The sequence below is a fragment of the Nonomuraea sp. NPDC047897 genome (genome assembly GCF_043204415.1).
GTDB lineage: Bacteria > Actinomycetota > Actinomycetes > Streptosporangiales > Streptosporangiaceae > Nonomuraea.
In genome coordinates this window covers 515,900-537,895 of sequence record NZ_JBIDCC010000004.1, presented here as the reverse complement: position 1 = coordinate 537,895, position 21,996 = coordinate 515,900, and the positions used below count along the sequence as shown (strand labels likewise).

Genomic DNA, 21,996 nt, shown 5'->3' with positions numbered 1-21,996 from the left:
CCACGAGACGCCGATCACTCCGCCGGCGGTGTGCTGGACGATCTCAACAGGAGATTCCACCAGTCACCTCTTAGTACTTCAGCAGGTTGGCGTCGTCGACCGACGCGGACCTGCGGGTTCGGAAGATCGTCACGATGATGGCCAGGCCGACCACGACCTCGGCCGCTGCCACCACCATCACGAAGAACGCGATGATCTGGCCTTCGAGGTTGCCGTGCTGCCGGGCGAAGGTGACGAACGCGAGGTTGCAGGCGTTGAGCATGAGCTCGACGCACATGAACACCACGATCGCGTTGCGCCGGATCAGCACCCCGAGGGCGCCGATCGCGAACAGCAGGCCCGACAGGACCAGGTAGTGCGTGGTCACTTGGACTCCTCCTCGGCCTTGTGCTGGATCGCCTCGGCCAGCTTGGGGTCCTCGGGGAGGTGGTCGTGCTCCACGTCGTAGCGCGCGATGTAGCGGTTGACCGAGTCCTCCGCGACGGAGCCGTCGGGCAGCAGCGCCGGCATGTCGATGGCGTTGTTGCGGGCGTACGTGCCGGGGCCGGGCAGCGGGGACGGCCGGTCGCCGCGGAAACGGGCCCGGGACAGGTCCTTCTGCGTGGCCTTCTCGGTGAGCCGCTCGCGGTGCGCCAGCACCATCGCGGCGAGCGCCGCCGTGATCAGCAGCGCCGAGGTGACCTCGAACGCGAACACGTACTTGGTGAACAGCAGCAGCGCCACCGAGCGGACGTTGCCGCCCTGCGCCGTCGCCATGGCCAGCCCGGTCGGCCCGGTGAACACCGCGTTGCCGATGGCCAGCACGATGAGGACGGCGAAGCCGGTGCCGGCGATCGCGGCCCAGAAGCGCTGGCCCTTCAGCGTCTCCACCAGCGAGTCGGACGAGTCGACGCCGACCAGCATGAGCGTGAACAGGAAGAGCATCATGACCGCGCCGGTGTAGACGATGATCTGCACCGCGGCCAGGAACGGCGCGTCCTGCACGGCGTACAGGACGGCCAGGCAGAGCATCACGGAGCCGAGCATCAGCGCGGAGTAGACGGCCTTCCGGTTGAAGACCATGCCGAGCGCCGCGCCGACGGACACCACGGCGAGCACCCAGAACGTGATGGTCTCACCCATTGGTCCGTCCCAGCCGGTAGTAGTCCTCTTCGGTGTCGCCGAGGCGCATCGGGTGCGGAGGCTGCTCCATGCCCTGCGTCAGCGGCGCGAGGAGCATCTCCTTGGTGTAGATGAGCGCCTCGCGGTCACCGTCGGCCAGCTCGTACTCGTTGGTCATGGTGAGCGCCCGCGTGGGACAGGCCTCGATGCACAGCCCGCACAGGATGCACCGCAGATAGTTGATCTGGTAGGTGCGCCCGTAACGCTCACCCGGCGAGAAGCGCTCCTCCTCGGTGTTGTCCGCGCCCTCCACGTAGATCGCGTCGGCGGGACACGCCCAGGCGCACAGCTCGCAGCCGACGCACTTCTCCAGCCCGTCGGGCCACCGGTTGAGCTGGTGGCGACCGTGGAAGCGCGGCGCCGTGGGGCGCTTGACCTCCGGGTAGTTGGTCGTGACGGGCTTCTTGAACATCGTGTGGAAGGTGACCCCGAAGCCCTTGACGGGGTTCAGCCAATCAGTTAGTCCCACTGGGAATCTCCTTGTGCTGCACCCCGTGGTAGTGCGGCAGATCGAGCGGCGGCACCGGGAAGCCACCTGCCGCCGGCTCGTTGGACAGCTCCTCGAACTCGGCCTCGACCTGGGCCTTCCTGGCCTCCTTGCGGCGCTGGTTGACCGTGTCGAACCGGGCCCAGATGGCCAGCGAGCCGATGACCACGATCGCCGCGAGCACCAGGACCGGCACCAGGCTGGCGTCGGTGAACGTGCCGTCGCGGACGTACATGACGGCCCGGACGGAGGCGACCAGCATGATCCACGCCAGGTTGAGCGGGATGAGGACCTTCCAGCCGAGTGACATGAGCTGGTCGTAGCGGACGCGCGGCAGCGAGGCCCGCACCCAGATGATGAAGCTGAAGGTCAGCGCGAACTTGATGAAGAACCACAGCACCGGCCACCAGCCCTGGTTGGCGCCGTCCCAGAGGGAGATCGGCCAGGGGGCCCGCCAGCCGCCGAGGAACAGCGTCACGGCGATGCCGGAGGCGGTGAAGGTGTGCAGGTACTCGCCCATCATGATCAGGGCGAACTTCAGCGACGAGGAGTATTCGGTCTGGAAGCCGCCGACCAGCTCGCCCTCGCCCTCCGGCAGGTCGAACGGGATGCGGGCCGCCTCGCCGAACATGCAGACCACGTAGATGAGGAACGACGGCAGCAGCAGGATGGCGAACCACGACGGCATCGAGATGCCGAAGAACTCGCCGCCGCCGGCCTGCGCCTTGACGATCTCCGACGTGGACAGCGTCCCGGCGAAGAGGAACACGCCCACGAACGACAGACCCATCGCGATCTCGTAGGAGACCACCTGGGCCGCCGACCGCAGCCCGCCCAGCAGCGCGTACGGCGAGCGCGACGACCATCCGGCGAGCACCACCCCGTAGACCGAGATGGCGCCCATGGCCAGCATGAACAGCACCGCCACCGGCAGGTCGACGAGCTGCAGCGGCGTCTGCACGCCGAACAGGTTGACCATCGGCCCGAACGGCACGATCGAGAAGGCCAGGAAGGCCGGGATGACCATGATGACCGGGGCCAGCAGGTAGAGCACCTTGTCCACGGTCCGCGGGAAGATGTCCTCCTTCAGTCCCATCTTGATGCCGTCGGCCACCGACTGCAGGAGGCCGAACTTGCCGGCCCGGTTGGGGCCGAAGCGGTTCTGCATCCGCGAGATCAGCTTGCGCTCGTACCAGACGCCGAACAGGATGCCCAGCATCAGGAAGGCGAAGAGCATCACGGCCTTGATGATGGTGATCCAGAGCGGGTCCTTGCCGAAGTCGGCGAGGGTCGGATCGGCCGCGAGAACGTGGGTCATGAGGCGCTCCCGATGGTGACGATGTCGCCGGCCACCACGCTCAGGTCACGGGTGACCGAGCAGCCGCCGGAGTTCGCCGGGACCCAGACCACCCTGTCGGGCAGGTCCGCGACCCGGACCGGCAGCGTGACCGGGTTGGGCCCGGGGCCGCCGATGACGAGCTTGTCGCCGTCGGCGACGCCGATCTCCGCGGCCGTGTCCGGCGAGAGCAGGGCCTCGGCGGGGCGGGCGGTGCCCGCCAGGTAGGGCTCGCCGTCCTGCAGCCGGCCGTCGTCGAGGAGCTGGTGCCAGGTGGCGAGCAGCGCCTGGCCCGCCGCGGCGGCGGGCTCCGGCCGGGTGGCGGCGTTGGGAGCGGCCACCCGGCTGCCGCGCCAGGCGCCGATGGCGCTCAGCTCGCGGCGGGCGGCCTTGGCGTCAGGCAGGCCCAGGTGGACGTCCATCCGGTCGGCCAGGTTGCCGAGGACGGCCAGCTCGCTCTGCAGGCCGGGCTTCTTCAGCGGCGCCTCGAACGAGCGGCCGCGGCCCTCCCAGTTGACGAACGTGCCGCCCTTCTCCTGCACGGCCGCGACCGGCAGGACCACGTCGGCGCGGTCGGTGACGGCGCTGGCGCGGATCTCCAGGCTGACGATGAACGGGGTGTTCTCCAGCGCCGCGAGGGCGGCGGCCGGGTCGGCCAGGTCGTAGGGGTCGACGCCGGCCACGACCAGCGCGTCGATCTCCCCCGCGGTGGCCGCGGCCAGGATGCCGGCCGTGTCGCGGCCCGGCGTGGCGGGCAGCGAGGCCACGTTCCACGCCCTGGCCACCTCGGCGCGGGCGCTCTCGTCGGCGACCGGCCGGCCGATCGGCAGCAGGTTGGGCAGCGCGCCGGCCTCCAGGGCGCCGCGCTCGCCGGCCCGCCGCGGGATCCAGGCCAGCCGGGCGCCGGAGGCGGCGCTGAGCCGCACCAGGGCCGACAGGGCGCCGGGGACGGTGGCCAGCCGCTCGCCGGCGAGCACGACCGTGCCCTCGGCGAGGGAGCCGACCAGGTCGCCGATCGCGTCGGCCTCGCCGCCGGGCGCGGTGCGGATGAGCGTGGCGCCCATCCTGGCCAGGCTCGGGGAGGCGAACGGCGCGATGGCGCTGATCTTCAGGCCGTGCTTCTTCCACGCCTTGCGCAGGCGCAGGAAGACGATCGGCGACTCCTCCTCCGGCTCGAGCCCGACGAGCAGCACCGCGGGCGCGCTCTCCAGGTCGGCGTAGGAGATCTCGATGCCCTTGCCGGCCACCGCGTGCGCGAGGAACTGCGCCTCCTCGGCGGAGTGCGGGCGAGCGCGGAAGTCGACGTCGTTGACGCCGAGCGCGACGCGGGCGAACTTGGCGTAGCCGTACGCCTCCTCGACCGTCACCCGGCCGCCGACCAGCACGCCGGCCTTGCCGCGGGCGGCGGCGAGGCCCTGGGCGGCTACGCTGAGCGCCTCCGGCCAGGAGGCCGGGACGAGCACGCCCTCCTCGTTGCGGACGAGCGGCTGCTGCAGGCGGTCGGGCTGCGTGGCGTAGGTGAACGCCCAGCGGCCCTTGTCGCAGTTCCACTCCTCGTTGACCTGCGGGTCGTCGCCGGCCAGGCGGCGGGTGACCCGGCCGCGCCGGTGGTCGGTGCGCATCGCGCAGCCCGACGCGCAGTGCTCGCACGCGCTCGGCGTGGACACCAGGTCGAACGGCCGCGCCCGGAACCGGTAGGCGGCGCCGGTCAGCGCGCCGACCGGGCAGATCTGCACGGTGTTGCCGGAGAAGTAGGACTGGAACGGCTCGCCGTCGGCGACGCCCACCTGCTCCTTGGCGCCGCGCTCGAAGAACTCGATGAACGGGTCGCCGGCGATCTGGTCGGAGAAGCGGATGCAGCGGGCGCACTGCACGCAGCGCTCCCGGTCGAGCAGCACCTGCGTGGACAGCGGCAGCGGCTTGGGGAAGGTCCGCTTCTGCTCCTGGAAGCGCGACTCGCCCTGGCCGTTGCTCATGGCCTGGTTCTGCAGCGGGCACTCGCCGCCCTTGTCGCAGACGGGGCAGTCGAGCGGGTGGTTGAGGAGCAGGAACTCCATCGCCGCGCGCTGCGCCTTCTCGGCGACCGGGGAGGTGAGCTGGGTCTGCACGACCATGCCCTCGGCGACCTCGATGGCGCAGGACGGCTGCGGCTTGGGGAAGCCGCGGCCGTTGCCCGCGTCGGGGATGTCGACGAGGCACTGGCGGCAGTTGGCCGCCGGGTCGAGCAGCGGGTGGTCGCAGAAGCGCGGGATCTGGATGCCCAGCAGCTCTGCCGCCCTGATGATCAGGGTGCCCTTGGGGACGCTGACCTGGAACCCGTCGATCGTGCAGGTCACCAGGGTCGTCTCTACAGCGGTCGTTGTCACTGGTCACCCCAGAGAGTGGACTTCTTCGCGTCGAACGGACAGCCGCCGATCTCGAAGTGCTTGAGGTACTCGTCGCGGAAGTACTTCACCGAGGAGTGGATCGGGCTGGTCGCGCCGTCGCCGAGGGCGCAGAAGGAGCGGCCCAGGATGTTGTCGGCGATGTCGGTGATGGTCGCCAGGTCCTCCTCGGTGCCCTGGCCCTTCTCCAGCCGCTTGAGCACCTGCTTGAGCCAGTAGGTGCCCTCGCGGCACGGGGTGCACTTGCCGCACGACTCGTGGGCGTAGAACTCGGTCCAGCGCAGCACGGTGCGGACCACGCAGGTGGTCTCGTCGAAGATCTGCAGGGCGCGGGTGCCGAGCATGGAGCCCTTGGCGCCGACCGCCTCGAAGTCGAGCGGCACGTCCAGGTGCTCGTCGGTGAAGATCGGCGTGGAGGAGCCACCCGGGGTCCAGAACTTGATCCGGTGCCCGGCGCGGATGCCGCCCGCCATGTCGAGGAGCTCGCGCAGGGTGATGCCGAGCGGCGCCTCGTACTGGCCGGGCCGGGTGACGTGGCCGCTCAGCGAGAAGATGCCGAAGCCCTTCGACTTCTCGGTGCCCATCCCGGCGAACCAGTCGGCCCCGTTGGCGATGATCGAGGGAACACTGGCCACGGACTCCACGTTGTTCACCACAGTGGGCGAGGCGTACAGGCCCGCCACGGCCGGGAACGGAGGCTTGAGACGCGGTTGACCTCTGTGGCCCTCCAGCGAGTCGAGCAGCGCCGTCTCCTCGCCGCAGATGTAGGCGCCGGCCCCGCTGTGCACGACGAGTTCCAGGTCGTAGCCGGAGCCGAAGACGTCGGTGCCGAGGTAGCCCTTGGCGTACGCCTCGCGCACGGCCGCGTGCAGCCGGCGGATGACGTGCAGCACCTCGCCGCGCACGTAGATGAAGGCGTGGTTGGCGCGGATGGCGTAGGAGGTGATGATGACGCCCTCGATGAGCGAGTGCGGGTTGGCCATCATCAGCGGGATGTCCTTGCAGGTGCCCGGCTCCGACTCGTCGGCGTTGACGACGAGGTAGTGCGGCTTGCCGTCGCCCTGCGGGATGAAGCCCCACTTCATGCCGGTCGGGAAGCCGGCGCCGCCGCGGCCGCGCAGGCCCGAGTCCTTCACGGCCTGGATGACGGCGTCGGGGTCCATGCCGAGCGCCTTCTTGGCGGCGTCGTACGGGCCGTAGCCGTCGAGGGTGAAGGAGTCGGGCCGGTCCCAGTTGGCGGTCAGGACCGGAGTCAGAGTCGTCGTCATGCCTCGGGGGCCTTCCATCCGTTGGCCTTGGCGACCTTGAGGCCCTCCAGCGAGGGGCCGGCGGCCGACGGGCCCTCGCCCGCCAGGTCGTCGGGCAGGCCCGCGAGCACGCGCGAGGCCTCCTTGAAGGTGCACAGCTTCTTGGGACCGCGGGTCGGCCGCACGTCCTTGCCGTCACGCAGGTCGTCGACGAGCTGCTTGGCCGACTCGGGCGTCTGGTTGTCGAAGAACTCCCAGTTGACCATCATGACGGGGGCGAAGTCGCAGGCCGCGTTGCACTCCAGGCGCTCCAGCGAGACCTTGCCGTCGGACGTCGCCTGCTCGTGACCGACGCCGACGTGCTCCGACAGCTCCTCCCAGATCTCGTCGCCGCCCATGACCGCGCACAGCGCGTTGATGCACACGCCGACGTGATACTCGCCGGCGGGCCTGCGCTTGTACATGGTGTAGAAGGTCGAGACGCCGACGACCTCGGCCTTGCTGAGGCCGAGCAGCTCCGCGCAGAACTCGTGGCCGTCGTCGGAGACGTAGCCGTCCTCCGACTGCACGAGGTGGAGCAGCGGCAGCAGGGCCGACCGCGTCTTCGGGTAGCGGCCGATGATCTCCTTGGCGTCTCTTTCGAGACGCTCGCGGACCTCCGGTGCGTAGCTCACCGGTCCACACCTCCCATGACGGGGTCGATAGATGCCACCGCGGCGATCACGTCGGCGACCTGGCCGCCCTCCGCCATGGCGGGGAAGCCCTGCAGGTTGCAGAAGGACGGCTCGCGGAAGTGGACGCGGTAGGGGCGGGTGCCGCCGTCGCTGACCACGTGCGCGCCGAGCTCGCCCTTGGGCGACTCGATGCTGGCGTACGCCTGCCCGGCCGGCACCCGGAAGCCCTCGGTCACCAGCTTGAAGTGGTGGATGAGGGCCTCCATGGAGCTGCCCATGATGTGCGCGATGTGGTCGGGGGAGTTGCCGAAGCCGTCGGGGCCGAGCGCGAGCTGCGCGGGCCAGCCGATCTTCTTGTCCTCGATCATCACCGGGTCGCCCTTGAGCGGGCCGGCGATGCGGTCCAGGGCCTGCTCGACGATCTTGAGGGACTCCTCCATCTCCGCCATCCGCACGAGGTAGCGGCCGAACACGTCGCAGCTGCGCTCGGTCGGCACGTCGAACTCGTAGGTCTCGTAGCCGCAGTAGGGCTGCGACTTGCGCAGGTCCCACGGCAGCCCGGCGGCGCGCAGGATCGGGCCGGTGATGCCCAGCGCCATGCAGCCGGTCAGGTCGAGGTAGGCCACGTCCTGGGTGCGGCGCAGGTAGACGGGGTTCTCGTCGAGGAGCTTGCGGATGTCCTTGATCCGCTTGGGCATCACCTTGAGGAACTCGCCGACCTTGTCCACCGCGCCGGCGGGCAGGTCGACGCTCACGCCGCCCGGCCGCACGTAGGCGTGGTTCATCCGCAGACCGGTGATGTACTCGAACAGGTCCATGATCAGCTCGCGGTCGCGGTAGCCGAACAGGAACGGCGTGGTGGCGCCCAGCTCCATGCCGAACGTGCCCATCGCGACCAGGTGCGAGGAGATCCGGTTGAGCTCCATCATCATCACGCGGATGGCCTGGGCCCGGTCGGGGATCTGGTCCTCGATGCCGAGCAGCCTTTCGACGCCCAGGCAGTAGGCCGTCTCGTTGAAGATCGGCGAGAGGTAGTCCATCCGGGTGACGAACGTGGTGCCCTGCGTCCACGTCCGGTATTCCATGTTCTTCTCGATGCCGGTGTGCAGGTAGCCGATGACGCCGCGCGCCTCGGTGACCGTCTCACCGTCGAGGGTCAGCACGAGCCGGAGCACGCCGTGGGTGGACGGGTGCTGCGGGCCCATGTTGACGACCAGGCGCTCCTCCTCGGAGTCGCGCACGCCGGCGACGACCTCGTCCCAGTCGGCGCCGGTGACCGAGTAGACCTTGCCCTCGGTGGCCTCGTCGTAGCCGGTGGTCACTGGTAGGACCTCCTGTGGTCGGGCGACGGGATGGTGGCGCCGCGGTACTCGACGGGGATGCCGCCCAGCGGGTAGTCCTTGCGCTGGGGGTGACCGTCCCAGTCGTCGGGCATCATGATCCGGGTCAGCGCGGGGTGGCCGTCGAAGACGATGCCGAAGAAGTCGTACGTCTCGCGCTCGTGCCAGTCGTTGCCCGGGTAGAGGCCGACGGTCGAGGGGATGTGCGGGTCACCGTCGGGGCAGCTCACCTCCAGCCGGACGCGCCGGTTGTGGGTGATGGAGCACAGGTGGTAGACGGCGTGCAGCTCCTCGCCCACCAGGTGCGGGTAGTGGACGCCGGACACGCCGAGCGACAGCTCGAAGCGCAGGGCCGGGTCGTCGCGCAGCTTGCCGCACACCTCGAGGAGGCGCTCGCGCTTGACGTGCAGGGTCAGCTCGCCGCGGTCCACGACGACGCGCTCGACGGCGTCGTCGAGGCCGAGGCTGTCGACGACCTCGTCGAAGTAGCTCCCGTACGGGCGGGGCGTGGAGAGCTGCGGCGCCCGCCGGACGACGAGACCGCCGTAGCCGGAGGTGTCACCGGAGTCGGCGGCCCCGAACATCCCGCGCCGGGCGACCGGCGACTCCGGGACCTCGGGAACCCCTGGCGTCTCGGGAAGGTTGTCTGGGGAGGTCACTTGTCAGCCCCCTGGATCAGCGGCAGGGCGCGCAGCTTCTGGCGTTCGAGCTCTTCGATCTGCTCGGCCCGGTGCGCGCCGAACTTCATGTTCTGGATCTTGTCGTGCAGCTTGACGATCGCGTCGATGAGCATCTCCGGCCGGGGCGGGCAGCCGGGCAGGTAGATGTCGACGGGCACGATGTGGTCGACGCCCTGCACGATGGCGTAGTTGTTGAACATGCCGCCGCTGGAGGCGCACACGCCCATCGCGATGACCCACTTGGGCTCGGCCATCTGGTCGTAGATCTGCCGCAGCACGGGCGCCATCTTCTGCGACACGCGGCCGGCGACGATCATCAGGTCGGCCTGCCGGGGAGACGCCGAAGCGCGCTCCATGCCGAAGCGCGCCAGGTCGTAGTGGGGGCCACCGGTGGCCATCAGCTCGATGGCGCAACAGGCGAGCCCGAACGTGGCGGGCCACACGGAGTTCTTGCGGGCCCATCCGGCGGCCTGCTCGACCGTGCTGAGGATGAAGCCGCTGGGGAGTTTCTCTTCAAGTCCCATTTTCAGTCCCAGTCCAGACCCTTGCGGCGCCACACGTACGCGTAGGCGACGAGCACGGTGACGATGAACAGCAGCATCTCGACAAGCGCGAACACTCCGAGGCCCGAGGAGAGCACGCTGCCCACGTCGTTCTTCAGCGGCGCGAAGGACACAGCCCAGGGGTAAAGGAAGATGATCTCGATGTCGAACACGATGAAGAGCATCGCGGTGACCATGTATTTGAGCGGGAACCGTCCGCCACCGACAGGCTGGGGCGTCGGCTCGATGCCGCATTCGTAGGCGTCAAGCTTGGCGCGGTTCCAGCGCTTGGGACCGGTGAAGGGGGCGATGGCGACCGAGAAGATCGCGAAGCCCCCCGCGAGAACGGCGAGCACCAGGATGGGCACGTAAAGGTCCATCGCTACGCCTCCTCTGGAGCCACGCGCGCGAACGCGCAGCCTGATCTATGGATGTGCCTGGGTCGTGTGGGATTCATGCTGGCGGCGCGACCTTCGAGAGTGCGTTAATGATCTTGTCTGACGCATCGCCCCGCCGGTCGGTGAGATTACCAAGGAGTTTGAGCGCGAAGCGCATCAGCCTCGGGTGGGGCAGACCGTGGCGGGTGCCGAAGCTCATGACCCCCGGCTTCCCGATCGCCTCGACGAACCACCTGCCGAGCGTGAAGTAGCCGCCGTAGGCGTCCTTCAACACCTGAGGATAGGTGCGCAGGGTCCGTTCGCGGTGCGCGGGCGTGGTGTCCTTGCGCAGCGCCCGGGTGATGACCTCGGCCGCGATCTCGCCGGTCTCCATGGCGTAGGCGATGCCCTCGCCGTTGAACGGGTTGATCGAGCCGCCGGAGTCGCCGACGAGCACGAGGCCGCGCGTGTAGTGGGGCTGGCGGTTGAACGCCATGGGGAGGGCGGCGCCGCGGATCGGGGCCGTCATGTTCTCCTCGGTGAAGCCCCATTCGGCCGGCATGGCCTTGCACCAGCGCTTCAGCAGGACCCGGTAGTCGATGTTGCCGAAGTGGGCGCTGGTGTTGAGCAGGCCGAGCCCGACGTTGGCGGTGCCGTCGCCGACGCCGAACACCCAGCCGTAGCCGGGCAGCAGCGTGTCGCCGTCCCACAGCTCCAGCCAGGTCTCCAGGTAGTCGTCGTCGTGGCGCGGGCTGGTGAAGTAGGTGCGCACGGCCACGCCCATCGGGCGGTCCTCACGCTTGTGCAGCCCCATGCCGAGGGCGAGCCGGGTGCTGTTGCCGTCGGCGGCCACCACGAGGCGGCTGCGGTAGGTCGCGCCGTCCTTGGTCGTCACGCCGACGACGTGGCCGCTGCGGTCGTCGAGGACCGGGCCGGTGACGGTGACGCCCTGCTTGAGCCGCGCCCCCGCCCGGACGGCGTGGTCGGCGACGATCTGGTCGAAGTCCTGGCGGGTGCGCACCAGGCCGAAGTCGGGGAAGCGGTCCAACTGCGGCCAGTCGAGCTCGAAACGGAGGCCGCCCCCGACGACCCGCAGGCCCTTGTTCCTGACCCAGCCGGGCGCGTCGACGTCGACGCCCATGTTGAGCAGCTGCTTGACCGCGCGGGGGGTCAGCCCGTCACCGCAGACCTTCTCCCGGGGGAAGGTGGTCTTTTCGAGGAGCAGCACGTCAAGCCCGGCCCGAGCGAGGTAAAAGGCGGTTGCGGAACCGGCGGGACCGGCGCCGACGACGATGACGTCGGCGTCAGCCTGTGTGGCTGTGGGCACGGTCACGGGACTGTCCTGTCCTACACGCTTGAAGGCCTCGGGTGGTGTCGCCTTCGTTCCTTTGTGAACCCCTTCACAAACTTGTCGGGCCGCAGTCTACTGCTTTTCGTGGGGACAGTGGCAGCCGGGGCACACCGTTTGACCCAACCCGTCCGTCACACCGGCTTGACCGCGCGGTGCATGGCCACGATGCCCATCGTGAGATTGCGCCACGCGACCCGCTCCCACCCCGACTCGCGGATCAACCGGGCCAGCGTGGCCTGGTCGGGCCAGTCGCGGATCGACTCGGCCAGGTATGCGTAGGAGTCGTCGTTGGAGCCGAACACCGTGGCCACCCTGGGCAGCAGCTTCATCAGGTATTCGCGGTAGACCAGGTCGAAGGCCGGCACCGTGACGTGCGAGAACTCCATCACCACGAGCCGCCCGCCCGGCTTGGTCACGCGCAGCATCTCGCGCAGCGCCTGCCCGGTGTCGTGCACGTTGCGCAGGGCCACCGAGATCGTCACCGCGTCGAAGCTGTCGTCGGCGAACGGCAGCCGCATCGCGTCTCCGGCGACGAACGGCACGCCGGGCCCGCTCAGCGCGTTGCCGCCGTGCCGGCGCACGCCCGTGCGCAGCATGCCGAGGGAGAAGTCGGAGGCGATCGCGCGGGCGCCCAGCGTCGTGAACGTGTCGGTGGACGTGCCGGTGCCGGCCCCGAGGTCGAGCACCACCTCGCCGGGCCCCGCGTCGACGGCCCTGGCCACGGCCCTGCGCCACAACCGGACCTGCCCCAGCGAGATCACGTCGTTGACCAGGTCGTAGCGGCGGGCGGTGCGGTCGAACATCGCGGCGACCTCGCCCGGCTTCTTGTCCAACTGAGCGCGCGTCATGACCCAACCCTATGGCCATACCGGCAATTGACGGAAAGTATCCGCACCGCTACGGACAGCCTGCTAAAACTTGGCGAATGCTTGCCCGAGTCACCCTTGCGGCCCTGCTGGCCGCCTCACCCACCGCCCACTCCCGCGTCGTGTCCGCCGACCCGGTCGACACCACTCCGCACGTGCTCGACGGCATCGTCAACGCGATCGCGCTGGTCGGCGGCACCGTCGTGGTCGGGGGGTCGTTCAGCGAGGTGAGCGACGCGGGGCGCACGCAGACCCTCGCCCGCGACAACCTCTTCGCCTACGACCTCGCCACCGGCCGCATCCTGCCGGACTTCGCGCCCGAGGTGGACGGCGCCGTGCACGGCCTGGCCGCCGGCGAGGCCGGCACGGTCTACGTGGGCGGCGACTTCCCCGAGGTCAATGGCGCGGCCACGGGGTCGCTGGCCAGGCTCAGGCTGCGCGACGGCGCCCTGGTGCGCGGCTTCGCCCCGCGGGTCACCGGCGGCATGGTCGCCACGCTGGCCAGGCAGGGCCGCCACCTCTACGCCGGGGGCGACTTCACCCGGCCCCGCACGGCGCTGGCCAGGCTCGACGCGACGACCGGCGCGGCCGACCCCAGGTTCGCGATCACGCCGGGCGCGCCGCTGACCCCGCGCGTGAAGGTGCAGGCGCTCGCGGTGGCGGGCGGCAGGCTCGCGGTGGACGGCAGCTTCACCACGCTCGGCGGCCGGTCACGGCCGCAGCTCGGGCTGATCGACGTCAGCGGGCCGACGGCCACGGTCGCTGCCTGGCGCACCTCGGCGTACGCGCCGGCGTGCAAGCGGGTCTTCCCCTCGTACGTGCGGGGTCTCGACTTCTCCCCGGACGGGCGCTACTTCGTCGTCGTCACCACGGGAGGGGCGGGCACGGGGACGAAGCTGTGCGACACCGCGGCGCGGTTCGAGACTTACGCGACGGCGGCGGACGTGCGGCCCACCTGGGTCAACCACACCGGCGGCGACTCGCTCTACGCGGTGGCGGTGACGGGGGCGGCGGTCTACGTGGGCGGGCACCTGCGGTGGCTGAACAACCCCCGCGGCCGCGACTCCGCGGGGCCCGGCGCGGTGGCGCGCGAGGGGATCGCCGCCATTCACCCGGGCACGGGCAGGGCGCTCACGTGGAATCCGGGACGTGAGCGCGGGATCGGGGTGAAGGCGTTTCTGCCGCACCGGGGCGGACTACTGGTTGGTAGCGACACCACGAGACTCGGACGGGAGTACCATGCCCGGATTGGCATGTTCCCCCTGCCCTAGTCGTCGTGCCGCTTGGAACGGTCGAGCCTGCCGCTGAGTCGTGCGCTCATCGCGTCGCGCTGCTTCGACAGCAGCACGTAACTCACGACGCCGCTCACCAGGAACGCCACGACGGTCAGCAGGAACAGGTTTTGCAGGCCGAGCAGATAGAGCACGCCGAACGTCACCACGAACAGCAGGACGCGCAACAGGGTGTAAACGAGAACAGGACGCACAACATCGAGGTTACTCGGCGGACAGTGCGGTCGCTCTTCGCATCCGGCGCGAGCGCTGCTAGTGTTCACAGTCAGGGAGTTTCGTAAAGAAACACCCATGAGAGCCCCAAAGAGGCTCTATCATATAACAATCGGGCAGTCAGCTGATAACAACCCGTGATCTTTGTCGAAAACCACGGATAAATCAGGCTTCGCTCGACACACTGGTTACCTGTCCGCCCGCTGGCAGGAAGCGGGATGCGAGGGGGAGAGATTGGTGGAGAGTAGCAGCGAGCGTCTGCTGACCCCGGGAGAGGTTGCCGCCCTCTTCCGAGTAGACCCAAAGACGGTTACGCGCTGGGCTGCGGCAGGCCGCATCAGCAGTATCCGCACCCCCGGAGGGCACCGGCGGTTCCGCGAGTCGGAAGTGCACGCCCTTCTGCGTGGCGAGGATGTTCTGACGGCCGACCGGCCGGCAGGTGAGTCCCCGCGCGTGTGACGTTCCGTCATGGTGATCCTGCGCGCCAGGGTCACCGCGACGGGATGCCGATCTGAATCACGAACGGCACCTCCGGGCGCCAACCGCCGACCGTGGCTGGCGCCTGTCCGGAGCTTCTCCCCCATCACCGGCCCCGCCGGCCTCACGCTAGCCCCGCTCCGGCTCCTGCTCCGCCTTGAACGCCAGGAACTCCCGCTCCAGCTCCTCGTCGCCCTCCTGCCACCGCTCGCGCCGTTCGGCCAGTTCCTCCTCCGTCAGCGACTCCTTGAGCCAGCGGTCGTAGTCGGGGTCACCCGGCTCGACGTCCACGTAGGCGTTGCCGATCAGGCGCCCGTCCTCGCTGGCCAGGCTTCGCGGCACGCGCAGGGTCCCGTCAGCGAGCCGGATGACGTACATGCCCGATCACCTAGATTCCGTAGCGCCGGTTGAAGAACAACATGACGTTCAGCGCCATCCGCGTGTCTCCGTTCAGCATGTCGACCAGGGCGGGCCGCTGGCGCGAGGCGATCGCGGCGAAGGCGTCGGCGAAGAACTCCTTGCGGCCCAGCCCCCCACCCTGGCGGTGGAAGGACGAGGCCAGCAGGGGCAGCACCTGCTCGTACAGTGCCACGAACTCCGGCGAGTCCGACACCCAGTCGCCGTAACCGGAGTCGATGTCGTCGATGGCGTGCCCCACCTCGTGCATCATCACGTCGGGTGTCGGAGACGGCCGGTCCCCGACGACGATCTTGCGGTCGCCGTACGCGCCCGCGCAGATGTCCCAGGTGGCCCGGCCGGACGGCAGCGGGGCGCCGCGCAGGTAGCCCATGTCGTCGAGGTCGGGCACGCCGCCCGGGCCGACGTAGATGCCTTCGAGCCCGTCGGCGAGCAGGTCCCTGAGCCGTTCGGGCAACCGGGCGAGGCTCTCCACCGCCCGGACGATCTCGGCCGGCGGCGGGCCGACGCGGGCGTCCCACTGGCGGTGCAGGATCGTCTCCAGCCGGCCGCAGTGCCGCAGCCCGTCACCCAGCGAGGGCGCCTCCGGGCGGTGCGGCCGGGCTCGCAGGGGCGTGTCGGCCAACTCGAAGTCGTGCCAGGTGTACGCGGAGCGGTCCACCACCGCGGCCGGCAACCGTTCGGCGCCGTCCCGCCGGCGGCGGTCCCGCGATCGGGAGCCCTCGCCGAGGTCGGGCAGGACGCGGTGCCGGTCGTCGTGGTGGAGCCAGTCGCGGACCGATCGGTCACGGTCGGCGCGGCCGCCGCCGGGCCACAGGCGCCGGCGGCCTCCGTCGCCGCGTCCGCGTCCCGTCTCGGAGCCGCGCGGGCCGTCCCCGCCGTCCGGGGGCCGGCGTAGGGTCTCGTCGTAGGCCCAGAAGGACCGGTCGGCGTCGGGCGGCGCCTCACCGCGCCGGAAGAAGAGGTACGACCCGCGTCGCCACCAGCGGCCCCGCCGATGGCGGCCCTTGTCGGTCGAAAAGGCCATCGCACCTCTCCACGCCCGTGGCGCCCGCGCGAACCGCCGGACGGTCGGGACTGCCCGGCGAGGGCTCCGCTGAATCGGGTTCCACGGTACGACGCGTACCTTCCCCAGTCACCCGAAATGGTGCATGTGGGTGACACGATCACGTCGCGGATGGCTTACAGTTCGGGCATGGCAGGTGTCCTGTTGGGCCTGGCTCTGTTGGCCTTCTGGCTCTATTCGCTGTTCGACGTGATCACCACCCCCGAGGAGGACGTCCGAAACGCCCCCAAGGCGCTGTGGCTGCTGCTCGTGGCCCTGCTCCCCCTGGTGGGCGGCCTGTTCTGGCTGGTGCGCGGCCGACCGCAGACCGCCGCCGTCGCCGGGGTGCGGCGGCAGCCCGAGCAGCCTCGGCCGCCGGCTCCCAAGGGCCCCGACGACGACCCCGAGTTCCTCCGCGAGCTGGACCGCCGCATGCGCGGCGGCAGCGACGACTGACCCTCCTCGTGGCGGGTGGGGCTCCTAGCCGACGTCGGCGTAGCTGTGCAGCCCGGAGATGAAGATGTTGACGCCGACCAGGTTGAACAGCAGGCCGGCGAAGGCGACGAGCTGCACGATCGTCGCCGCCCGGCCCCGCCAGCCCGCCGTGACGCGGGCGTGCAGGTAGGCGGCGTAGGCCACCCAGGTGATGAACGACCAGACCTCCTTGGGGTCCCAGCCCCAGTAGCGGCCCCACGCCTTGTCGGCCCACAGCGCCCCCGCGATGACGGCGAACGTCCACACCGGGAACGCCAGCACGATCGCGCGGTGGGCCACCCGCTCCAGGTCCTCCCGCGACGGCAGGCGCGACGGGCCGTCGCCGCGTACGAGGTAGAGGATGCCCGTGACGCCGGCCAGGATGAACAGGCCGCTGGCCAGGATGGCCGCCGAGACGTGGATGGCGATCCAGTAGGAGTTGAGCGCGGGCACCACCGGCCCGGCGGCGGTGTAGAGGAACTTGACGGCGAAGCCGAGCCCCAGCGCCGCCGTGACCATGACGAACGGGCCGAGGAAGCGGACGTTGTACCGCAGGTGGGTGCCGAGGAACGCCGTCACGGCGGCGAAGCAGATCGCCACCACGAACTCGTACATGTTGGCCCACGGCCAGCGCTCCACGGCCACGCCCCGCGTGACGATGGCGGCCAGGTTGGCCGCCCACGCCCCCCAGCCGAGCAGGAGCGCCACCAGGGCGGCCTTGGACGTCCACCTCGGCGGCGCCTGACCTGCGGCCTCGGCTGGGGCCTGGGGCGGCGGCTCGTCCCCGCCGCCGGCGCCCACGGTGACGGGTTGCCTGGCCCGGCTCGCGACCGTGTCCGCGCGGGTCTGGCCGAACGCCAGGTCGAGCGCGAAACCGATCATGGCCAGGAGGTAGAGCAGGACGGCGGCGAGGACGAAGAGGTCGCTCACCTCGGCCAGTTGCTCAGCGGACATCCTTGTCTCCTGCTGATAGAACCTTCACGATGTCGGCGAACTCCTCGGCGAAACCCGCCGCCGAGCCCTCGGTCCGGGTGAGGCCGCCCACCTCGACGACGCCGTCGCCGACCCGCACCCACACCCGGCGGCGGCGGACCGTCAGCGACAGCGCGATCGAGACGGTGGCGACCGCGGCGGCGAGGAGGGCGGGCAGCCGCCCCGGGTCGTAGGCGACCTGGAGCGTCATCCACTCCCTGACCCCGGTGAACTCCAGCTTGCCCGCCCCGCCGGGCAGGTCGAGCGACTGCCCCACGGCCAGCGGCTTGGGCACCGACGTGCCCATGACCAGCGGGTCGAGCTTCTTCATCAGCTCCGGCGGCGCCAGTTCGTACACCGACTGCGGCTGCCCGGAGCGCACGCCGAGGTCGCCGGAGAACGCCCCGACGACCTGCACCTCCGGCTGGAGCGCGCCGGGGAAGGCGGAGGCGTGGCTGCCGTCGGTCAGCGGCACGCTCGTCGGCAGGAACCTCAGCAGGAAGCCGAGCTGCGCGGGCCGGGCGTCGGGCGCCTTGACGACGCATCCGGAGGTCATCGAGACCTTGTCCTCGATGAGGCACGGCACGGCCCCCTCGAAGGCCACCTGCCCCTTGCCGTCGGTGACCCGGAACTCGGGGGCGTAGCCGTGGCCGATGAGGTAGGTCTGGGTGCCGTTGATCTCCAGCGGCTCGTTGACCTTGAGCTCGTAGTCGCGCTCCGGCGCGCCGGGCGCGTCGCTGACCTTGAGGTAGGCGGAGTAGTCGAGCTCCTGCCCGCGTTTTTCGCCCTCGACCTGGTAGGTGGTCTCGAAGCGGTCGAGCTGGAAGGAGAACGGCTCCAGCGACTCGGCGGAGACCTGGCTGCCGGGCAGGTAGCGGTCGTAGGCGGCGACCGTGTTGGCGAAGCCGTCGCCCTCGACGACCAGGACGTTGCCGCGGTAGCCGTACAGGGAGCCGAAGCCGACGGCCACCAGCAGGCCGAGCAGCGCGATGTGGAAGAGCAGGTTGCCGGTCTCGCGCAGATAGCCCTTCTCGGCGGCCACCCAGCCGTCGCCCGTCTCGACGCGGAAGCCGCGCCGGCGCAGCCGCGCGGCGGCCGCCTCGACGGTCGGGCCGCCCGTGACCGACGAGAAGTGCGGCAGCCGCGACAGGTTGCGCGGGGCGGCAGGCGGGCGTCGGCGCAGCTCGCGCAGGTAGGTGGTGGTACGCGGGATGATGCAGCCGATCAGCGACGTGAACAGCAGCAGGTAGATCGCGGCGAACCAGACCGAGCTGAAGACGTCGAAGAGCTGGAAGCGGTCGTACCACTCGGCCAGCGTGGGGTCGCTCTGGTAGAGCTGGGCGACCCGCTCCGGCTCGACGCCGCGCTGCGGCACCAGCGAGCCGGGCACGGAGGCCAGCGCGAACAGGAAGAGCAGGATGAGCGCCGTCTTCATCGAGGTGAGGGTGCGCCAGGCCCAGCGCAGCCAGCCCACCGCGCCCAGCCCGGCCGGCTTGGGCGCCTCCTGCTTGCGCAGCTCGTCCACCGTCATGGCGTCACCGTCATCAGATCACCGGCCGGAATCCGCCGACCAGCCCCTGCATGGAAGCGATCATCTCTCCCCACAGGCCGGTCACGAGCAGGACGCCGACCGCCACCATCATGCCGCCGCCGATCCGGGTGATCAGCCGCGAGTGCCGCCGGATGGCCCGGAACGTGCGCAGCGCCCTGCTGTAGGCCAGCGCCGCGACGACGAACGGCACCCCGAGCCCCAGCGCGTAGGCCACGGCGAGCAGCGCGCCCCGTGACGCGCTGCCCTCGTTGAGCCCGAGCGCCAGCACCACGGCCAGCGTCGGCCCGATGCAGGGTGTCCAGCCGAGCCCGAACACCACGCCGAGCAGCGGCGCGCCGGCCAGGCCGGCCGAGGGCAGCCGGTGGATGCGCACGTCGCGCATCAGCCCGGGCAGCACGCCGAGGAAGGCGAGCCCGAGCAGGATGGTCAGCACGCCGATCGCCCGGGTGATGGTCTCGGCGTGCGTCAGCATCACCTGGCCGAGCCCGCCGAACAGCGCGCCGCCGAGCACGAACACCGCCGCGAACCCGGTGACGAACAGCACGGTGCCCAGGACGAGCCGCCCCTTGCGGGGGTCCGCGCTCATCCCGGTGACGTACGACAGGTAGCCCGGGACCAGCGGCAGCACGCACGGCGACAGGAACGACACCAGGCCCGCCAGGACCGCGATGGGCACGGCCAGCAGCAGGGATCCGGAGGCGACGACGTCATTCATCGCGCACCTTGGTGACCGTGTTCATCAGGTCGGTGTAGCGCACGGCGCCGAGCGCCCTGGCGGCGATCCTGCCCTGTTCGTCGATGATGAGGGTGGACGGGATGGCCGCGGGCGGGACCGTGCCCTGGAAGGCGAGCGCGACCTTGCCGGGCTGGTCGAAGATGCTCGGGTAGCCGGTCTGCTCGGTGCGCTCGAACGCCAGAGCGTCGGCCTTGCGGTCCTTGAAGTCGACGCCCAGGAACTCGACGCCGCCGCCCTTGGTCTTGGCGGCGACCTCCTTGAGCACCGGGGCCTCGGCCCGGCAGGGCCCGCACCAGGACGCCCAGAAGTTGAGCACCACGACCTTGCCCTTGTGCGCGGCGAGCGAGGCGGTGCCGCCTTCGAGGGTCTCCCCTTCCACGGCGGGCGCGGGTTTGCGGTCGGCCGCGGCGAACAGCTGCATCGTGCCGTCGCCCGCGACGAAGCGCGTGTCGCCCGCCTGGGGCTGCCCGGTCTGGCCGCTGCCCGCGCAGCCGGCCGCCAGCAGGGCCAGGAGGATGAGGGAGACGGGCTTCGCGCGCACGGGGAAGATCTCCTTGTACTACAAGCGGTAGAGCTTGCAACTCTACCGGCGTGGCGGGCCGCCCCGGACGCTGGGGCGTCCGCCGGGATCAGGCCCCGGGAATGGTGGGGCCCTTGACCAGCGATCCGGCCGGCTCGCTGTAGCCGACGCTGACGAGCCGGTCGCCCTCGAAGGTGAACGTGGTGAGGCTGGCCAGCCCGCACTGCCGGCGCCGCGGATCGTGCCAGAGCCGGCGCCTGCCCTCGGCGGCCATCCGGATCGCCCAGATGGGTAGCTGGTGGCTGACCAGGATCGCCTCGTGGCCGCGCGCCGCGCGCCTGGCGTCGTCGACGATCGCCCGCATCCGCTGGATGATCACGGGGTACGGCTCGCCCCACGACGGGCGCATGGGATTCCAGAAGTAGCGGTAGTTGCGCGGATTGCGGAAGACCCCGAGGCCCTGGCCGATCATGCGCCCTTCGAGCATGTTGCCCGCCTCGATCAGGCGGTCGTCGAGGACGACCTCCAGGCCGAAGGTCGCGGCCAGCGGCGCCACGGTCTCCTGGGCGCGCTCCAGCGGCGAGCTGTAGAGGGCGACGACGTCGCGGGCGGCGACCGCCTTGGCGACGACGTCGGCCATCTGCCGGCCGGTGTCGGACAGGTGGTAGCCGGGGAGCCTGCCGTAGAGGATGCCTTGGGGGTTGTGCACCTCACCGTGCCGCATCAGGTGAACGACGGTGGTTTCAGCCATGGTGGGGCACAGCCTATCCGTCCGCGGCCGGGGCGCGGCATCAGGGCGCGGCCATCAGTCGACCGCCCAGGAGTTCTCGTGGGTGCGGCTGGCCTCGGTCAGCGCCTCGACGGCGGCTCTGATCGCCGGGCGGCGGGCGGCGTCGGTGCGCCAGATGGCGCTGATCCGGCGTGTCTGCCGGGGGCGCAGCGGGACGATGCCGACGCCCGCGGGCACGAGGTCCCTGCCCAGCCTGGGGATGATGGCGCAGCCGATGCCCGCGGCGACGAGCGCCATCTGCGTGGGGTACTCGTCTGCCATGCAGGAGATCTCGGGCTCCAGGTCGGCGCTGCGCAGCGTGAAGACGAGCCAGTCGTGGCAGACGGTGCCGGGCGACGAGCTGATCCACTGCTCGCCGCTCAGCGACGACAGCTCGGCCTCCTTGCTGCCGGCCAGCGGGTGGGCGGCGGGCACGACCACGTCGGCGACGTCGTCGAGCAGGGTGGCCTTGGACAGTCCGTCGGGCAGCGCCATCGGGCGGTTCATCCAGTCCTGGACGACGCCGAGGTCGAGCTCGCCGCGCGCCACCTCGCGCACCACGCGCTCGGGCTCGCGCTCGTGCAGGACGACCTGCAGGTCGGGGTGGCGCCGCCGCATGCTGGTCAGCGCGATGGGCATCAGCCCGCGCACCGCCGTGGGGAACGCCGCCATGTGCAGCCGGCCCACGACCTCGCCGCGCAGCGCCTCGAAGTCGGCCTCGGCGGTCTCGACCAGCGCGAGGATCCGTTCGGCGTGTTCGGCGAGCAGCCCGGCCGCGTCGGTGAGCCGCACGCCCCGGCCGTTGCGCTCCATCAGCCGGGCGCCGGTCTCGCGTTCCAGCTTGGCGATCTGCTGGGAGACGGCGGAGGGGGTGACCATGAGGGCGTCGGCCGCGGCGCCGACCGAGCCGTAGACGTGCACCGCGTGAAGAGCCTTGAGCCGGTTCAGGTCCAACATGTAAGCCAGACTAAAGGGTTTAGCGTAGAAAGTCTCGCTTGTGCTCCAATCTGTAGCGGATGAAAATATATGCATGCGAATCCTTACCACCAAGAAGCACGAGTCGCCGTCCGTCTCCTACCTCAAG

Annotated in this window: 25 protein-coding genes; 3 read left to right on the top strand and 22 right to left on the bottom strand. The window is 70.5% G+C overall.

Translation table 11 applies throughout. From position 1 onward, the window contains the following. Nucleotides 1–70: 70 nt before the first annotated feature. The 13 genes from nuoK to ACGF0J_RS12565 form a co-directional block, all read right to left on the bottom strand. Nucleotides 71–367 carry an NADH-quinone oxidoreductase subunit NuoK gene (gene nuoK, locus ACGF0J_RS12625; RefSeq protein ID WP_185084414.1) on the bottom strand — a complete coding sequence of 99 codons (297 nt, stop codon included), beginning with the start codon at nucleotides 365–367 and terminating at the stop codon, nucleotides 71–73. Further along, complete coding sequence (locus ACGF0J_RS12620) at nucleotides 364–1,122, bottom strand: NADH-quinone oxidoreductase subunit J (RefSeq protein ID WP_393144939.1); 759 nt, start codon at nucleotides 1,120–1,122, stop codon at nucleotides 364–366. Before ACGF0J_RS12620 ends, nuoK begins: the two co-directional genes overlap by 4 nt. Continuing rightward, on the bottom strand, nucleotides 1,115–1,630 hold the full coding sequence (gene nuoI, locus ACGF0J_RS12615; protein WP_101786346.1) for an NADH-quinone oxidoreductase subunit NuoI: 516 nt from the start codon (nucleotides 1,628–1,630) through the stop codon (nucleotides 1,115–1,117). The genes ACGF0J_RS12620 and nuoI overlap by 8 nt, the downstream gene beginning before the upstream one ends. Continuing rightward, nucleotides 1,617–2,966 carry an NADH-quinone oxidoreductase subunit NuoH gene (nuoH, locus tag ACGF0J_RS12610; RefSeq protein ID WP_393144937.1) on the bottom strand — a complete coding sequence of 450 codons (1,350 nt, stop codon included), beginning with the start codon at nucleotides 2,964–2,966 and terminating at the stop codon, nucleotides 1,617–1,619. Before nuoH ends, nuoI begins: the two co-directional genes overlap by 14 nt. Next, nucleotides 2,963–5,350 (bottom strand): NADH-quinone oxidoreductase subunit G, encoded by a 2,388-nt coding sequence (locus ACGF0J_RS12605; protein ID WP_393144935.1) that lies wholly within the window; start codon nucleotides 5,348–5,350, stop codon nucleotides 2,963–2,965. Before ACGF0J_RS12605 ends, nuoH begins: the two co-directional genes overlap by 4 nt. Beyond that, complete coding sequence (nuoF, locus tag ACGF0J_RS12600) at nucleotides 5,347–6,636, bottom strand: NADH-quinone oxidoreductase subunit NuoF (RefSeq protein ID WP_393144933.1); 1,290 nt, start codon at nucleotides 6,634–6,636, stop codon at nucleotides 5,347–5,349. The genes ACGF0J_RS12605 and nuoF overlap by 4 nt, the downstream gene beginning before the upstream one ends. Then, nucleotides 6,633–7,289, bottom strand: a complete 657-nt coding sequence (gene nuoE / locus ACGF0J_RS12595) for an NADH-quinone oxidoreductase subunit NuoE (RefSeq protein WP_393144931.1) — start codon at nucleotides 7,287–7,289, stop codon at nucleotides 6,633–6,635. Before nuoE ends, nuoF begins: the two co-directional genes overlap by 4 nt. Then, a complete protein-coding gene (locus ACGF0J_RS12590) occupies nucleotides 7,286–8,611 on the bottom strand; it encodes an NADH-quinone oxidoreductase subunit D (RefSeq protein ID WP_393144929.1) in 1,326 nt (441 codons plus the stop codon). The genes nuoE and ACGF0J_RS12590 overlap by 4 nt, the downstream gene beginning before the upstream one ends. Continuing rightward, nucleotides 8,608–9,288 carry an NADH-quinone oxidoreductase subunit C gene (locus ACGF0J_RS12585; RefSeq protein WP_393144927.1) on the bottom strand — a complete coding sequence of 227 codons (681 nt, stop codon included), beginning with the start codon at nucleotides 9,286–9,288 and terminating at the stop codon, nucleotides 8,608–8,610. The genes ACGF0J_RS12590 and ACGF0J_RS12585 overlap by 4 nt, the downstream gene beginning before the upstream one ends. Further along, on the bottom strand, nucleotides 9,285–9,833 hold the full coding sequence (locus ACGF0J_RS12580; RefSeq protein ID WP_393144925.1) for a NuoB/complex I 20 kDa subunit family protein: 549 nt from the start codon (nucleotides 9,831–9,833) through the stop codon (nucleotides 9,285–9,287). The genes ACGF0J_RS12585 and ACGF0J_RS12580 overlap by 4 nt, the downstream gene beginning before the upstream one ends. A gap of 2 nt (nucleotides 9,834–9,835) precedes the next feature. Then, a complete protein-coding gene (locus tag ACGF0J_RS12575) occupies nucleotides 9,836–10,231 on the bottom strand; it encodes an NADH-quinone oxidoreductase subunit A (RefSeq protein ID WP_101786362.1) in 396 nt (131 codons plus the stop codon). A 73-nt stretch (nucleotides 10,232–10,304) separates the two neighbouring features. Then, nucleotides 10,305–11,561 (bottom strand): geranylgeranyl reductase family protein, encoded by a 1,257-nt coding sequence (locus ACGF0J_RS12570; RefSeq protein ID WP_393144923.1) that lies wholly within the window; start codon nucleotides 11,559–11,561, stop codon nucleotides 10,305–10,307. 149 nt (nucleotides 11,562–11,710) lie between these two features. Next, nucleotides 11,711–12,427, bottom strand: coding sequence for a demethylmenaquinone methyltransferase (locus ACGF0J_RS12565; RefSeq protein ID WP_393144921.1), 717 nt, complete (start codon nucleotides 12,425–12,427; stop codon nucleotides 11,711–11,713). 77 nt (nucleotides 12,428–12,504) lie between these two features. On the opposite strand from ACGF0J_RS12565, the gene ACGF0J_RS12560 reads away from it, so the two are divergent. After that, nucleotides 12,505–13,716 carry a hypothetical protein gene (locus ACGF0J_RS12560; protein ID WP_393144919.1) on the top strand — a complete coding sequence of 404 codons (1,212 nt, stop codon included), beginning with the start codon at nucleotides 12,505–12,507 and terminating at the stop codon, nucleotides 13,714–13,716. Here ACGF0J_RS12560 and ACGF0J_RS12555 read toward each other — a convergent pair. After that, on the bottom strand, nucleotides 13,713–13,931 hold the full coding sequence (locus tag ACGF0J_RS12555) for a DUF4229 domain-containing protein (RefSeq protein ID WP_393144917.1): 219 nt from the start codon (nucleotides 13,929–13,931) through the stop codon (nucleotides 13,713–13,715). The genes ACGF0J_RS12560 and ACGF0J_RS12555 overlap by 4 nt on opposite strands. Before the next feature lie 256 nt (nucleotides 13,932–14,187). Between ACGF0J_RS12555 and ACGF0J_RS12550 the strand changes: the two genes are divergently transcribed. Next, a complete protein-coding gene (locus ACGF0J_RS12550; RefSeq protein ID WP_026214226.1) occupies nucleotides 14,188–14,409 on the top strand; it encodes a BldC family transcriptional regulator in 222 nt (73 codons plus the stop codon). A 147-nt stretch (nucleotides 14,410–14,556) separates the two neighbouring features. Here ACGF0J_RS12550 and ACGF0J_RS12545 read toward each other — a convergent pair whose 3' ends face one another. Both ACGF0J_RS12545 and ACGF0J_RS12540 read right to left on the bottom strand, forming a co-directional pair. Further along, nucleotides 14,557–14,805 carry a hypothetical protein gene (locus tag ACGF0J_RS12545; protein ID WP_393144915.1) on the bottom strand — a complete coding sequence of 83 codons (249 nt, stop codon included), beginning with the start codon at nucleotides 14,803–14,805 and terminating at the stop codon, nucleotides 14,557–14,559. 10 nt (nucleotides 14,806–14,815) lie between these two features. Next, a complete protein-coding gene (locus ACGF0J_RS12540) occupies nucleotides 14,816–15,871 on the bottom strand; it encodes a hypothetical protein (RefSeq protein WP_393144913.1) in 1,056 nt (351 codons plus the stop codon). A 168-nt stretch (nucleotides 15,872–16,039) separates the two neighbouring features. Between ACGF0J_RS12540 and ACGF0J_RS12535 the strand changes: the two genes are divergently transcribed. Beyond that, entirely contained in the window at nucleotides 16,040–16,345 is a 306-nt protein-coding gene (locus ACGF0J_RS12535; protein ID WP_393144911.1) for a PLDc N-terminal domain-containing protein, read from the top strand. 24 nt (nucleotides 16,346–16,369) lie between these two features. On the opposite strand, the gene ccsB is transcribed toward ACGF0J_RS12535, so the two are convergent. The 6 genes from ccsB to ACGF0J_RS12505 form a co-directional block, all read right to left on the bottom strand. After that, entirely contained in the window at nucleotides 16,370–17,317 is a 948-nt protein-coding gene (ccsB, locus tag ACGF0J_RS12530) for a c-type cytochrome biogenesis protein CcsB (protein ID WP_393144909.1), read from the bottom strand. Continuing rightward, nucleotides 17,307–18,866, bottom strand: coding sequence for a cytochrome c biogenesis protein ResB (locus ACGF0J_RS12525; protein ID WP_393144907.1), 1,560 nt, complete (start codon nucleotides 18,864–18,866; stop codon nucleotides 17,307–17,309). The genes ccsB and ACGF0J_RS12525 overlap by 11 nt, the downstream gene beginning before the upstream one ends. A 13-nt stretch (nucleotides 18,867–18,879) precedes the next feature. Then, on the bottom strand, nucleotides 18,880–19,602 hold the full coding sequence (locus ACGF0J_RS12520; protein ID WP_393144905.1) for a cytochrome c biogenesis CcdA family protein: 723 nt from the start codon (nucleotides 19,600–19,602) through the stop codon (nucleotides 18,880–18,882). Then, nucleotides 19,595–20,164: a TlpA family protein disulfide reductase gene (locus ACGF0J_RS12515; protein ID WP_393144903.1), complete on the bottom strand. Its 570-nt coding sequence runs from the start codon at nucleotides 20,162–20,164 to the stop codon at nucleotides 19,595–19,597. Before ACGF0J_RS12515 ends, ACGF0J_RS12520 begins: the two co-directional genes overlap by 8 nt. A gap of 88 nt (nucleotides 20,165–20,252) precedes the next feature. Then, on the bottom strand, nucleotides 20,253–20,894 hold the full coding sequence (locus ACGF0J_RS12510) for a histidine phosphatase family protein (RefSeq protein WP_393144901.1): 642 nt from the start codon (nucleotides 20,892–20,894) through the stop codon (nucleotides 20,253–20,255). Between the two features lie 54 nt (nucleotides 20,895–20,948). After that, on the bottom strand, nucleotides 20,949–21,869 hold the full coding sequence (locus tag ACGF0J_RS12505) for a LysR family transcriptional regulator (RefSeq protein WP_393144899.1): 921 nt from the start codon (nucleotides 21,867–21,869) through the stop codon (nucleotides 20,949–20,951). Nucleotides 21,870–21,996: the final 127 nt, after the last annotated feature.